This is a genomic window from Thermaerobacter sp. PB12/4term, from assembly GCF_003403315.2.
Taxonomy (GTDB): Bacteria; Bacillota; Sulfobacillia; order Thermaerobacterales; family Thermaerobacteraceae; genus Thermaerobacter.
Genome location: NZ_CP048407.1, coordinates 1,811,135 through 1,824,454 on the forward strand (window position 1 = coordinate 1,811,135; position 13,320 = coordinate 1,824,454).

Sequence of the window (13,320 nt, forward strand, 5' to 3'; positions counted from 1 at the left end):
AAGGGACTGCTCACTGCGCTCAGAGGACCGCTCACTGCTCAAAGAACTTGCGGTTCTTCTCGATGTAGCTCTTCCACTGCTCGGGGACCTCGTCCTCGTCGTAGATGGCTTCGACGGGGCAAACGGCCGCGCACGCGCTGCAGCCGATGCACTCGTCAGGGTTGATGTACAACTGGTCGTCGCCCTCGTAGATGCAGTCGACGGGACAGACTTCCTGGCAGGACTTGTCCTTCACCCCGATGCAGGGCTCGCAGATCACGTAGATCACGGGTCTCACCTCCACCTTGACGGTAGAACCGGCCGGCGCCGGCCGCCGTGACGCCGGTCACGCCCTGCCGGCACCTGGCGCGGGCAGGTCACACCTTGCCGATGCGCACGCGCCAGGCTTCGGGGCCTTGCTCAAGGTATTCCCACTCGAACGCGCCGGGATGCTCCGCAGCGAACTGGTAGTACAGCGGCTTGGGATCGTGATCGTTGACCAGGATGAAGGCCTGGCCCGGCCGCATCGCCTCGTAGGTGGCAAAGATCAGCTGGTGGCGCTGGAAGGGTGGCAGGGCGCGAACGTCGAGCTCCGGCGTACCGTCCTCCTCCGCGGCGGCTCCCCCGCTCGTGCCCGCCTCCCCGCCGGCCTCCAGGGCTGCACCCGTCAGCCGCTCGTGCATGCCTTCAAGCAGGGCCTCCAGGTCCTCCGCCGGTTCTTCCATCAAGACGGGAAGCAGGGCGTCGTTCTCCTCCGCCGCGTGGCTGATGAAGAGGGCCGTCAGCGCGGACGCCAGGGCGACGGCCTCCAGGGCGTCCCCGGCTCCCTCCAGCCGCCGCAGGGTCTCCTGGATCGTCCCGTGCTCGGCCGTCAGCCCCTTCACCAGGGCGCGCCCCGCCTCTCGCCGGGACGCGGCGGCGTAGAGGGTTTCCTCCTCGGCCGCGGCGTGGGGCAGGATCTCCTGGCGGACGTACTGCAGCACGTTCTCCAGGGCCGGACGGTACGGCTCGCCCCGGCGGACGGCCGCCACCAGGGCGTCCAGCCGCCCGTCCAGCTCCCGGGCCATGGCGTCGTGGTGGGCGCGGATCCGCGCCGCCACCGTTTCGTTGCGCGTGGTCACGTGGACCCCCTCCTTCGCAGTGCGACCCTGCGCCTGCGGGTCGATGCCAGCGTAGCGCCGGCGCGCCGGCCGAGGCTGTGATAGCAGTCACAGCCCCGCTGGACCGGCATGGTACCGTTACAACGGTGACGGTCGCCGCCGGCGGAGACAGCCTGGGCAAGGAGGAGGCCGCCGATGACCGGGTACGAGCTGATCGTCTACGTCCACATCCTTGCCGCCATGGTCTGGGTGGGCGGCATCCTGTTCCTCAGCCTCGTGGTGGTGCCGGCCTCACGGCGTTATCCCCAGGACGTCCGGACGCGCCTTTTCACCGACGTGGGGCGCCGGTTCCGGGCGGTGGGATGGACGGCCCTGGGGATCCTGGTGGTCACCGGGTCCATCCAGATGGCGGCCCGGGGGGCCACCCTGGCCAACGTGCTCAGCGGTACGTTCTTCGACAGCCCCTGGGGGCGGGTGATGGGGGCGAAGCTGCTGGCCGTGTTCGTCATGATGCTGCTGACGGCCATCCACGACTTCGTGGCCGGTCCGGCCGCCGAGCGGGCCGCCCGCAGCGGAGCGGATGCCACCGCCCTGCGCCGCCGTTCGGGGCACCTGGCGCGCCTGACGGCGCTGCTGGCGCTCGTCGTGGTGTTCCTGGCGGTGCAGCTGGTCCGGTGACGGGCCGTTGCGGGCGGCCGGACTGCCGGCCCGTCATGGCAAGGCGGGGGTAGCCCGGCTACCGGCCGCCGGGGGCCGGCGACCAGCCTGTCGCAGCGATGGGCCGGTGGTGGGCGAGCGGGTTGCCCGGCCGGCCGCCCCGGAAGCGGCCCGCCGGGGCGGCCGCCAATCCTCAGGCGGCGTTCACACCCGCCTCAGCGGAGACTCAGGATCCTCCCCCAGCATCGGAACTGAGCACCGCAGCGCGCTCCGGGATCACCAAGGAGCGGAGCGCACCAGCGGCGGGGATGCCGGCGAGGGCGGAGCGGTGCGCAACTTCCGAAAGGGGAGGGACCTCCGATGGCACGTCCAATGAGCGGTCCCCAGGGCCGCGCGGCACAGAAGAGGCGGCGTACTCGCGGATGGCTGGCGCTGCTTTTGGGTCTCAGCCTGGTGGCGGTGACGGCCTGCGGCAGCACCGCCGCCGGCGACAGCAACAAGGGGCAGGCGGGTTCGTCCGGTTCGGGTACGGAACGGGCCCAGCAGGTCGAACCGGCCCGTGCCGATGCCAAGGTGGTGGCCGCCGATCCGACGGCGGTCCCGGAGCCGGTCGGCAAGCGGCCGCCCAAGACGGTGCGCATCGACCTGGAGGCGGTGGAACTGGACGGCCAGCTGGCCGACGGCACCACCTACACCTACTGGACCTTCAACGGCCAGGTGCCCGGGCCCATGCTGCGGGTGCGGGTCGGCGATACCGTGGAACTGCACCTGAAGAACTCGCCCCAGAGCGGCCAGATCCACTCCATCGACCTGCACGCGGTCAACGGCCCCGGTGGCGGCTCCGTGGCAACCCAGGTCAAGCCGGGCGAGGAGAAGGTCTTCACCTGGAAGGCGCTGAACCCGGGCCTGTACATCTACCACTGCGCGTCGCCCCACATCCCGAGCCACATCGCCAACGGGATGTACGGCCTGATCCTGGTCGAGCCGGAAGGTGGCCTGCCGCCTGTCGACAAGGAGTTCTACATCGTCCAGGGCGAGATCTACACCGACCTGAAGCACGGCGAGAAGGGCCATGCCGGATACGACTATGAGGCCCTGCTGGACGAGGAGCCCAACTACGTGGTGTTCAACGGCGCCAGCGCCTACTGGACGGGCGAGCGGGCGATGAAGGCCAAGGTGGGCGACCGAATCCGGATCTTCGTCGGCAACGGCGGCCCCAACCTGATCTCCAGTTTCCACGTGATCGGTGAGGTCTTCGACGCGGTCCACGACCAGGGGGCCACGGAAGCGGTGCACAACGTGCAGACCACGCTGATCCCCGCGGGCGGCGCGGCCTGGGTTGAGTTCACCGTCGACGTCCCGGGCACCTACACCCTGGTGGACCACTCCATCAGCCGGTCCATCGACAAGGGCGCCCTGGCCCAGATCGTGGTGGAGGGCGATCCGAACCCCGAGGTCTTCGACGCGCCCGAGATGACGGCGGACGGGCACTGACCCCGGTCCCTCCGCCGGCCCTGACCGGGCGGACGAACCAGCCGCGGCGATCCGGCGGCCCCCGCCGCCGGATCGCCCTTTCGCTGGGGCCGGTATCACGCCCCATCCGCGCCGGGCAGCCCGATGGACGGGGGCACGATGGACGGGGGCAGCCCGACGGACCGAGCCGGCGGAACCCGCGGAGATGCGGAGATCGTTCGCCAAACGGAGGTGCTGGTCGTGAGCCACCTGCCGAAACCCCCGGATGCCGCCCGCGCCCGCCCACCCATCGACTTCGACCGCGCTCCCGTCATCCTCATCTGGGAGACCACCCAGGCGTGCGATCTGGTCTGCCGTCACTGCCGCGCGTCGGCCCAGCCTCACCGCCACCCTCTGGAACTGACCACGGACGAGGCGCGCCGGCTGGTCGACGAGGCGGCGGAGATGGGGACGCGCCTCTTCGTCTTCACCGGGGGCGACCCGCTCAAGCGCCCGGACCTGAACGACCTGATCCGCCACGCGGCGCGCCGGGGCCTGCATCCCTCGGTGACCCCCAGCGCCACGCCCCTTTTGACCGCCGAGCGCATCCGGGCCATGGCCGAGGCCGGCGCCGAAGCCATCGCTCTCAGCCTGGACGGGGACGAGGCCGCCCTTCATGATGCCTTCCGCGGCTGGACGGGGTCCTTTGCCCGCACCCTGGAGGCGGCGCGGGCGGTGCGGGAGGCCGGGCTCCGCCTGCAGATCAACACCACGGTGACCCGGCTCAACTGGCGGCGACTGGACCGGATCGCCCGCCTGGTGGCCGAGCTGGGCGCCGGTCGGTGGAGCGTGTTCTTCCTGGTGCCCACGGGCCGGGGCGCGACCTTGGAGCCCCTCGACGCCGCCGAGCACGAGGCGGTGTACCGCTGGCTGGCGGACCTGGAAGGCAAGGTCCCCTTCGCCATCAAGACCACGGAGGCTCCGGCATACCGCCGCGTGCTGGTCGAACGCGGCCGGCCGCCGCGTCCGGCCATCGGCGACGGCAAGGGGTTCTGCTTCGTTTCCCACACGGGTACCATCTTCCCCAGCGGCTTCTTGCCCCTGGCGGCGGGCAACATCCGGACCAGTTCCCTGGCGCGCATCTACCGGGACAGCCCGCTCTTCCGCTCCCTCCGCGACCCCGCCCAGCTGAAGGGGAAGTGCGGCCGCTGCCCCTTCCGCCAGCTGTGCGGCGGGTCCCGGGCCCGGGCGTACGCCTTGACGGGCGATCCGCTGGCGGAAGAGCCGACCTGCGCCTACGATCCCAGCACCGGAACCGCGGCGGTGGCGGAGCTGGTGTTCGCCGGGGAAAGCGCCTGAGTCCGGGCGGCCGCGCCGCTTGAGTGCGGCCGGTCCTGCCACCTGGGTACGGCCGGTGCTACCGCTTGGGTGCGGCCGGCGCTGGCGCCTGAGTGCGGCGGACCCTGCCGCCTGGGTGCGGTCGGCCCAGCCGCCCGGGTAAGGGCGACCTCGGGCGGCGGCCGGCCCTGCCGGCGGCCGGTCTCCCCGGCTCCCCTGCAGGGGGAGCCGGGCAGTGGCGACCCGGGCTTGCACCGGTGTCCTCCCGGCCCGTCATCTGGGCGGGGCCGTCCGGCGGGGCCAAGGTGGCCCGGTCGGGGCCGGGTTTGCCCGGGTTCCCGTAACCGGATCGGGCCCCGCTCCCGGGTCCCTGCCGGGTTGGTACCGTTGAAGCTGGTCTGCAATGCACACCACCGCCGCCAGTCTTTCCTGGCGGCCTTCGCATTTGGGGGCGGTTTGCATTTGCGTCCGGGCCACCATTTCCTCAGGTGCCGCTCAGCTTTGCCTTAAGTACCCTTCAGGATCGCCTGCCACCATGGCCTTGTGGACGCTGATCCAGCCAACGTCACAGGAGGTGCGGCAGTGATGGGAACGGGCGCATTGGACCGCCGGGAAGCGCGCGGGAGCGGCGGGGGGAACCTGCCCCCGGGCCAGGGTGCCGCAGGCGGCACGGGCGGGCACGGGGGCAAGGTGAAGACCCGCCGGCGCTGGTGGATGCTGGCGGGCGTGGTGGTGCTGGGGCTGCTGCTCTGGGCCGTCTACCCCATGGCCGGCGCGTCCGGTTCGGGCAACGACGGGACCCCGGCAGGAGCCGGTTCGTCCGCAGCCGGCACCACCGGCAGTGCCGAAGGGACCGGCCACGGCGGCCAGGGAGGCGGCGAAGCGGCTGCGGATTACACCATTTACCCCGCGGGCACGGGCTCGGAGGGCCAGAAGGCGCTGCCCGAGGGGCAGCAGCTGGCCCGGTACCGCGTGGAGAATGGCGTCAAGGTCTTCGAACTGACGGCGCTTCCCGTCAAGTGGTCCGTGGGCGACAAGGAATATGAGGCCTGGACCTTCAACGGCACGGTGCCCGGCCCCCAGATCCGGGTCAAGGAGGGCGACCGGGTCCGCATCATCGTGAAGAACCAGCTGCCCGAGCCCACCGTGATCCACTGGCACGGGCTGGCCGTACCCAACAAGATGGACGGCGTGCCCATGGTGACCCAGGATCCCATCCCGCCCGGAGGCCAGTTCGTCTACGAGTTCGTGGCCCGGCCGGCGGGAACCCACATGTACCACACCCATCACAACACGATGAAGCAGAAGGGCATGGGGCTCTATGGAACCTTCATCGTCGAGCCCAAGGACCCCGAGCCCTGGAAGTACGACGCCGACTACAGCCTGATGATCTCCGACGGGCAGCTGGGCTACGTGATCAACGGCAAGTCCTTCCCCCACACCGCGCCGATCAAGCTCAAGGTCGGCGAGACGGCCCGCTTCCGGCTGATGAACATCGGCGACCAGGTGCACCCGATGCACCTGCACGGGTCGGACTTCACCATCATCGCCAAGGACGGCCAGCCCCTGCCCCAACCCATGAAGGCCAACACCCTTGACCTGATGCCGGGCGACACCTACGACGTCCTGGTCAACTTCGACCGCCCGGGCACGTGGGTCTGGCACTGCCACATCATCTCCCACGTGGAAGACGCCCAGGGCAACATGATGGGCCTGATCCAGGTGCTCCAGGTGGAGGAGTAGGTATCGCCGTTCCGGAAGTCACGGGCGCGCGGAAGTCACGGGAGGGCGGCGCTGCCAACCCAGCCCCTGCGGGTCGCCTGCGGGTACGGGATCGCAAGACCAGGAGAACCGGGAACTGAACCAGGAAGAACCAGCAAATGACCGAAACGGTCTAGGCAGGGCACGGATGATCTCCGGGGGAGTGGCGGCCTGGCGGCCGGTGCTCCCCCGTTTTGGCCATAGTGCCTCGCTATGGCCCGATTTGCCGGTACGCGGCGGGATCGCCGCCGGCATGGGGCCTGCCGCTCCTGGCTGCCGCTACCGCCCGTCGCCCCCTCGGGGTCGCACCCGCCAGCGGCCGCTGGGGTCCCGGGTCACCAGTCCCTGGCGCTTGAACTCGCTGATCACCCGGCTGACGCTCTCCCGGGCGGCCCCCACCAGGGCCGCGATCTCCTGGTGGGTGAGCTGGTCGCCCATGTGCTTGACCAGGACCTCAAGGACCCGGGTGCGCAGGTCGCGCCAGACCAGGCTGCGGATGCGATCCTGCAGGTAGCGGATGCGTTCTTCCTGGGCCATCAGCAAGGCCATGGCCAGATCCCCGTGCCGGCGCACCAGGTCGAGGATGGCCTCCCGGGTTACCGTCCCCACCACGCCGTCCTGGATCACCTCGGCGGTGGCGGGGTAGCCGCCGCCGGTGAAAAGCCCCACGGCGGGGAAGAGATCACCCGGTCCCAGAAGATGCATGATGTACTCGCGGCCCTCGTCGTCGACGGCCACGATCTTGACGCGCCCCTGGCGCAGGAGGAACACGGCCTTGACAGGCTCGCCCTCGCGAAACAGCACGTCGCCGGCGTGGCACGGTCGCCAGCGCACCTGCTCGGCCACCCGGGCCACCAGCTCGGCGGGCACCTGGTCGAAGGGGTGGATGCGGCGCAGAGCGGCCACCACCGCCTCCCGGGTGTCGAAGGCCCCCCGCCGGGAGGGCAGTACGGGCTGGTCCATGGGGTCCATGACGATCCTCCCCGAGTCTTCCCCAGCATCAGTTTTCTCCCGCACAGCCCATTCCTGCCAGCGGGGCCGGGGCCGCGTTGCCGCGCCGGCGCCTCCGCTGTCCCGTGCGGCGCCCTGGCGGGGCTGTGCCATCCAGGTGCCGCGCCCTCGCGGGGCCGCCGCGTGGCGGTGCCTCGCCAGGGCAGGGTTGCGCCGGCCCGATGCCGCGCGGGCGCGGCCAGGTGCCATGCCATTGCGGAGCTTCCGCCAGCGCGGTACGCGGTCGTCGAGGTATCGAGGTGTCGTGGACAGGCGCGGGTGGGCCTGGTCACTCTGCCGGGCCACGATGGTGGCAGGTCATGGTCGCTCGCTTCGTCACCTCGCGCGGTGCCATGAGCCGGCCCGAAGCCGTTCCCAGCGCCACCCTGTGACCCAGCGCACTGCGGGGCGGGCAGGCTGTGGGGGATGATGAGGGCGAACTTACCCATGGAACCAGCACGCGGGGCCGGTGGCACGCGGCGTGGAGGGCGCAGGGTGAATGCACAAGGTACCGAGAGAGGTGGGCAGCATGACCCGTGAACCCCAGGCTCCCCAGGGCGGGACCGCGGGGCATACCCTTGAGCCGGCAATGCCCCTTGCCCGGCCCGTGGACGAACCCGAACCCCGCCCCCGCCAATCCGAACCTGGCCCCCGCCCGGCCGGGGGAGAAGCCGAAACAGGCTCTCTCGCCGCAGTCGTCGCGGATGGCGGCCCGGCCCGGCGGGCGGCGGCACCGGAGGGCCCGCGGACGGCCCAGGGAGCGGCGGTCCCGAGAGAGGGGGCCGCTGGCCCCAGCGTGGCGGCCCCCGGGAGCCGGCGCCCCAGCGTGCCGGCCTCCCAGCGCCGGAAGAACCGGCACTGGCCCTGGCTCCCCTTTTTCGACCTGGCCGTGCTGGCCGCCCTGGTTCCGGGCTTCCTGCTGGGAGGCGTGCTGGCGGCCGCTGCCTGGCAGGGATGGAGCTGGGCTTCCGCCTACCCTGCCCTGGCCCAGGCCCACGGCCACGCCCAGCTGGTGGGCTGGGGCGGCGCGCTGATCCTGGGGGTGGCGTTGCAGTTCCTGCCCCGGCTGCGGGGCAGCACGCTGAGCGACCCCCGGCGCATACCCCTGGGGTTCATGCTCCTGGCCGCCGGTCTGGCCTTGAGGGTGGGTGGCCAGGCCCTCGCCGCCCTGGTGGCAGCACCAGCTGCGCGGGCAGCGGGCCTCTGGATCCTGGCCGCCGGTGCCGCCCTTGAGGTGGTGGCGGCGGGGTTGCTTGCCGGGCTGCTGGCCCGTTCGTTGCGCCAGGGCCCGCCCCTGGGCCAGAAGAAGGCCTTTGCCCAGGTGGCCCCCCTGTTCGTCCTGGCCGGCGCCAGCCTGCTGGCCGGCCTCCTGTTGTGGACTCTAGGCGCCTTCAGCGCCGCAACCGCGGCGCTGCGGGCGGCCGCCGGCTTCAACCCGGCCGCCGGTGCGGGAGCGGCGGCGGCTCCCGCCAGCCTCCCCGCCGCCGTGCCGGCCACCCTGCCGGGGCCGGTGGATGCGGCGGCCCTGCGCCTCACCCTGTTCGGTTTCATCGGCACCATCTCGGTGGCCATGTCCGCCCGGGTGTTCAGCCTGTTCTTCCGGATTCGCCCGGCACGACCCGGGTGGCTGGCAGCGGCCGCCGGCGCCTTCGGGGGGGCGCTGCTGCTGGATACGGCAGCGGGAATTGGCGCCCTCCTCACCGGCCGGCCCGCATCGCCCGGGGTGTCGGCAGCCGCCGACCTGGCCTGGGGTGCAGCCCTGGTCCTCGGCACCATAGGGGTGCGCGTCTTTGAGCCCCGGCTGGTGTTCCCCGGCGATAAAGGGGGCTATCGCTGGTGGCGGGATCCCGCCGGGGTGGCCGCCGTGCTGGCCTACGTCTGGGCGCTGCTGGCGGCATTGATGCTGGGGCTCCGGGGTCTGGGAACGCTGGGCGTGCAGGTGGCCGCCAGCACCCCGCCCGCCGACGCGCCGCTCCATGCCGTGGGCGCCGGCTTCATGACCCTGCTCATCATGGGTGTTGCCCCCACCATGCTGCCGGGTTTCGGCGGGGGACGCCTGCGCAGCCGCAGGGGGGTCGCCGTGGCCGTGGCCCTGGCAGCTCTCGCGGCCCTGTTGCGGGTTCTGCCGGGCCTTGGCCAGACCCTGACGGGACGGGCCGCCCCCTGGAGCACGCCGGTCATGGCCCTGGCCGGCGCGGCCGGCCTGGGTGCGGTGATCGCGCTGGTCCTGGTTCTGCGGGCCAGCTGGCGGACCGCGGGAGCCGCCGGCGACCGGCACCACGACACCCGCAAGGGGCGCTAGGAACCAGACCAGTCTTCAGGGGCGGGTTGCCCGGCCCGCGACCCAACGCGGTCACCCAGGGCGGCGGGCGGGGCCGTGCGATCTTGGGACAGAGCCCCCGCCCGTCATGGTGATCGGCTCCGGCGGGGGGCAGTCACGGGGTTACCGCCACGACGTTGCAGCCCCCCGCTCTACGGTACCGCCGGCTGCGTTCCCGCCGGGTCGTTCGAACCCGCCGCCGCATCCAGCAGCGGCCCCCAGCGCAGGCCGGTGTACAGGGTCAGGCCCGCCAGCACGAGCACGACCGCCTCCGCCGCCACGGCGTGGCCCATCTGGGCCAGGGCCACGGCCGCCGCATTGGCCGCGAAGTGGATGCCCACCGCCGCCAGCCACAACACGGCACGCCGCTGGACCCACGCCGCCGCCACCAGGATGCTGAGGCCCACGTGCAGGGTAAGGGCGGCGGCCCGCTCGACCAGGGCGAGTACGGGGGCCAGCATCCCGCCCTCCAGGGCGGCTTGCCGCAGCTGGTCGAGCGCCGCCCCCGCCTCGGGGGGCAGGGTGGGCCACCCCGTCCCCGGGACGGCCCCGCCCCCGGCATCGGCACCACCCCCGCCGGCGCCCAGCAGCGGCAGGGCCAGCAACGCGATCCCCGTGCCCAGCAAGGAGAGCCCCACCAGCACCGCCGCTTCGAAGCCGCCGTGCCCGACCCCCATGGCCGCGGCATCGGCCAGCCGGGGCCTCCGGACGGCCACCCGATACGCTACATAGCGCCCCGCCTCTTCCCAAAGGGCCGCCGTCAACGACGCCAGTAGCCCTGCCGCCACCACGCCCCAGCGGGCGGTGGCCCAGGCGCTGAAGGCCGGCTGCCACGGCAGCCGCAGGACGCCCTGAAAGACGAGGAACGTGGCCGCCCCCACCAGCGCCACCCGGGCTCGCCAGCCCCACCGGCGATACCCGGCGACGAACACGAAGGCGGGCAGCACGATGGCTCCCGCCCCCGCCACCATGTAGGCCACGGCGATGGCCCGCAACGGATCCCCCACTCCGTCTCCCCCCAAGGACTCCACCCGAGCCCGGCGCTTGCCGGTTCAACCCAGATTGATCCAGACGCTCTTCACCTCGGTGTAGTGCTCCAGGGCATAGCGCCCCATCTCCCGGCCGATGCCGCTCTGCTTGAACCCGCCCCAGGGGCTGGTGGCGTCCAGCAGGTTGTAGCCGTTGATCCACACCGTCCCCGCCTTGAGGCGGTGGGCCACCTTGATGGCCTTCGCCACATCCCGCGTCCAGATCCCCGCCGCCAGCCCGTAGGGGGTGTCGTTGGCCCGCCGCACCACCTCGTCCAGGCTCTCGAAGGGCAGCACCGTCAGGACCGGCCCGAAGATCTCCTCCCGGGCGATAGTCATGTCGTCCCGGCCCAGGAACACCGTGGGTTTGACGAAATAGCCCGTTCCGGCCTCGGGGTTGGGCTCCCCGCCCACCAGCAGCTCGGCCCCTTCGGCGCGTCCCTTTTCGATGTAGCCCAGCACCCGCTCCATGTGGGTTTGGCTGATCAGGGGTCCCATCTGGGTCATGGGGTGGATCCCCGGCCCCTGGCGCAGCCGGCCCGCCCGCTCGGCGATGGCTCCCACCACCCGGTCGAACTGCTCCTTGTGGACGAACAGGCGGGAGCCGGCGCAGCAGACCTCACCCTGGTTGAAGAAGATGCCCATCATCGCCCCCGCCACGGCGCTGTCCAGGTCCGCGTCGGGGAAGACGATGTTGGGCGACTTACCGCCCAGCTCCAGGGTGACCCGCTTGAAGTCCCGGGCCGCCGCCGTCATGATCTTGCGGCCGACCCCCGGGGAGCCGGTGAAGGAGATCTTGTCGACCCCCGGATGCTCCACCAGCGCCCGTCCGGCGGGCTCGCCGTAGCCCGGCAGGACGTTCACCGTCCCCGGGGGGAAGCCGGCCTGGCGCACCAACTCGGCCAAGCGCAGGGCCGTCAGCGGCGTCAGCTCGCTGGGCTTGAGCACCACCGTGTTCCCCGTGGCCAGGGCCGGCGCCAGCTTCCAGGAGGCGATCATCAGGGGGAAGTTCCAGGGCACAATGGCCCCCACCACGCCCACCGGTTCCCGCCGCGTGTAGGCCAGGTACTCGCCGGGGAAGGACACGGGCAGCGTCTCCCCCGTCCACTTGGTGGCCCAGCCGGCGAAGTAGCGGAAGTGTTCGACGGCCAGGGGGATGTCCGCCATGCTGGTCTCGGTCACCGGCTTGCCGGTGTTGAGGGACTCCAGCTGGGCCAGCTCCTGGGCGTTCTCCTCCAGAAGGTCGGCCAGCTTCCAGAGCAGCCGCCCGCGCTCCGCCGGGGGCAGCTTCCCCCAGGTGCCCTCCAGGGCCCGCCGGGCCGCCTGGACGGCCAGATCCACGTCCTCCTCCCCCGCCTCGGCCACCTCGGCCAGCGGCTCGCCCGTGGAGGGGTCGGTCACCGTCAGGTAGCGGCCCGAGCGGGGCTCCTGCCACCGCCCGCCGATGAAGAGCTGTTTGGGCGAGCTCAGCCACTGCCGCAGGGATGGGGCCACGAAGGGAAGCTCCAGGGTCTGCGACCGGGACGAACCCGGCCCCTCCCGCGAACTCATGCGCCGGACCCTCCTCCGCCAGCCGCCAGGCCGCCCGGGCCCGCCCCAGCGGCCGGTTCGTCCGCAGCGCCGGTGGCCTCTTCCACCTGGTCGGCGGCCAGCCGGTAGACCTCGGCCAGGGACTTGCCCCGGGCCTGCTCGATGCGCTGGGCCCGCAGGCTGAACTGCTTGATGGCGTAGTCGATGAACTCCTTCTGGTCGACCTCGAAGGGATGCTGGCCCCCATAGGCCGCGTAGATCTCGTGGGTCACGCCCAGGGCGTAGGGGAGCAGGTAATTCAACCGCCGGTCGATGACCTGCCAGATGGCGTCGTCGGCCGCCACCAGGCGCTGCAGCAGGAAGACCCCGTAGGCCAGGTGCCGGGATTCGTCCCGCTGGAAGTTGCGGATGCCCTGGATGAAGCCCGGCATGACCCCCTGCCGCTGGAGGGTGCGGTAGAAGGCGTAGTAGCCTGTCTCGGCCAGCACCCCCTCGACGATCAGGTTGTAGGTCACCGAAGCCTCCGCCTGGGCGGCTGGCGAGGGGTCTTCCAGCAGCCGGTTCATCGCCCGGGGCAGCTCCTCGTAGAAGATCCTGCGGTAGCTGGGGGTGTGGTAATGGTGCAGGTCGGCCCCGGAGACCCCGGCCACCTCGTCGAGGAAGCGGCGCATGAACTCGGTGTGCTTCGCCTCCTCCCAGAGGAAGGTGGTGAGGAACATCTCCTCCTCCAGGCGGCCCTCCCTGGCGATCACCATGATGAGCGGAAGGAGGTCCAGGGTGACGGACTCTTCACCAGCTGCGAACAGCGACACCAGCCGCAACAGGGCATCCTTCTGGGCGTCGCTGAGCAGGTGCCAGTCCTGCCGGTCCTGGCTGAGGTCGATGGCCCGCGGATCCCAGGTGCCGAACTTCTTGGCCTTGTGGTAAAGCCGCATCGGCGGCAGGTCGTGGTTCAACCCGCGGCTGCTGGTGGTGGTGAAGGCATCGTGGCGCGCCACCGCCACCGCCGGGCGCCCCTGGCCCGGCTCCGGCGCGGCGCCTGCCGCACCGGGCGTCACTGCACCGGCCATGTGCATCCCCGTCCTTTCCTGGCGATCTGGCCCCGCGATCCTCCCGGGATCGCCGGCGATGGCTCCACCCCCCAGGGACCCATCTTGCCGGCCAG

General features: G+C 71.8%; 10 protein-coding genes and 1 pseudogene. 5 read left to right on the forward strand and 6 right to left on the reverse strand.

The window, feature by feature from the left end:
* Positions 1–34: 34 nt before the first annotated feature.
* Together DYI95_RS07525 and DYI95_RS12830 are read right to left on the reverse strand one after the other, a co-directional pair.
* A pseudogene (locus DYI95_RS07525) lies at positions 35–268 on the reverse strand (ferredoxin); the annotation flags it as partial.
* Positions 269–356: 88 nt separating this feature from the next.
* A complete protein-coding gene (locus tag DYI95_RS12830) occupies positions 357–1,100 on the reverse strand; it encodes a DUF2249 domain-containing protein (protein WP_116900392.1) in 744 nt (247 codons plus the stop codon).
* A 174-nt stretch (positions 1,101–1,274) separates the two neighbouring features.
* On the opposite strand from DYI95_RS12830, the gene DYI95_RS07535 reads away from it, so the two are divergent.
* From DYI95_RS07535 to DYI95_RS07550, 4 genes are all read left to right on the forward strand, one after another.
* Positions 1,275–1,757: a DUF4149 domain-containing protein gene (locus DYI95_RS07535; protein WP_116900391.1), complete on the forward strand. Its 483-nt coding sequence runs from the start codon at positions 1,275–1,277 to the stop codon at positions 1,755–1,757.
* 339 nt (positions 1,758–2,096) lie between these two features.
* Entirely contained in the window at positions 2,097–3,230 is a 1,134-nt protein-coding gene (gene nirK, locus DYI95_RS07540) for a copper-containing nitrite reductase (protein WP_116900390.1), read from the forward strand.
* 219 nt (positions 3,231–3,449) lie between these two features.
* A complete protein-coding gene (locus tag DYI95_RS07545; protein ID WP_116900569.1) occupies positions 3,450–4,547 on the forward strand; it encodes a radical SAM protein in 1,098 nt (365 codons plus the stop codon).
* A 564-nt stretch (positions 4,548–5,111) separates the two neighbouring features.
* Positions 5,112–6,269 carry a multicopper oxidase family protein gene (locus DYI95_RS07550; protein ID WP_243149964.1) on the forward strand — a complete coding sequence of 386 codons (1,158 nt, stop codon included), beginning with the start codon at positions 5,112–5,114 and terminating at the stop codon, positions 6,267–6,269.
* Between the two features lie 297 nt (positions 6,270–6,566).
* Here the strand turns inward: DYI95_RS07550 and DYI95_RS07555 are convergent, their stop codons facing one another.
* A complete protein-coding gene (locus DYI95_RS07555) occupies positions 6,567–7,259 on the reverse strand; it encodes a Crp/Fnr family transcriptional regulator (RefSeq protein ID WP_116900389.1) in 693 nt (230 codons plus the stop codon).
* Positions 7,260–8,073: 814 nt separating this feature from the next.
* Between DYI95_RS07555 and DYI95_RS07560 the strand changes: the two genes are divergently transcribed.
* A complete protein-coding gene (locus DYI95_RS07560) occupies positions 8,074–9,579 on the forward strand; it encodes a hypothetical protein (protein ID WP_243149676.1) in 1,506 nt (501 codons plus the stop codon).
* Positions 9,580–9,749: 170 nt separating this feature from the next.
* On the opposite strand, the gene DYI95_RS07565 is transcribed toward DYI95_RS07560, so the two are convergent.
* From DYI95_RS07565 to DYI95_RS07575, 3 genes are read right to left on the reverse strand one after another with little or no spacing between them, the layout of a single operon-like run.
* The gene (locus DYI95_RS07565) at positions 9,750–10,604 is read right to left on the reverse strand and encodes a YhfC family glutamic-type intramembrane protease (RefSeq protein ID WP_116900388.1); all 855 of its coding nucleotides are present in this window, start codon (positions 10,602–10,604) and stop codon (positions 9,750–9,752) included.
* 45 nt (positions 10,605–10,649) lie between these two features.
* Positions 10,650–12,176: an aldehyde dehydrogenase family protein gene (locus tag DYI95_RS07570; RefSeq protein WP_243149677.1), complete on the reverse strand. Its 1,527-nt coding sequence runs from the start codon at positions 12,174–12,176 to the stop codon at positions 10,650–10,652.
* Positions 12,173–13,225: a R2-like ligand-binding oxidase gene (locus DYI95_RS07575; protein ID WP_116900565.1), complete on the reverse strand. Its 1,053-nt coding sequence runs from the start codon at positions 13,223–13,225 to the stop codon at positions 12,173–12,175. The genes DYI95_RS07570 and DYI95_RS07575 overlap by 4 nt, the downstream gene beginning before the upstream one ends.
* Positions 13,226–13,320 lie beyond the last annotated feature (95 nt).

Excerpts from the sequence above, each read along its gene's own strand:
- DYI95_RS07535 (WP_116900391.1), top strand. The coding sequence starts at position 1,275 with ATGACCGGGTACGAGCTGATCGTCTACGTCCACATCCTTGCCGCCATG.
- nirK (WP_116900390.1), top strand. The coding sequence starts at position 2,097 with ATGGCACGTCCAATGAGCGGTCCCCAGGGCCGCGCGGCACAGAAGAGG.
- DYI95_RS07550 (WP_243149964.1), top strand. The coding sequence starts at position 5,112 with ATGGGAACGGGCGCATTGGACCGCCGGGAAGCGCGCGGGAGCGGCGGG.
- DYI95_RS07555 (WP_116900389.1), bottom strand. The coding sequence starts at position 7,259 with ATGGACCCCATGGACCAGCCCGTACTGCCCTCCCGGCGGGGGGCCTTC.
- DYI95_RS07570 (WP_243149677.1), bottom strand. The coding sequence starts at position 12,176 with ATGAGTTCGCGGGAGGGGCCGGGTTCGTCCCGGTCGCAGACCCTGGAG.
- DYI95_RS07575 (WP_116900565.1), bottom strand. The coding sequence starts at position 13,225 with ATGGCCGGTGCAGTGACGCCCGGTGCGGCAGGCGCCGCGCCGGAGCCG.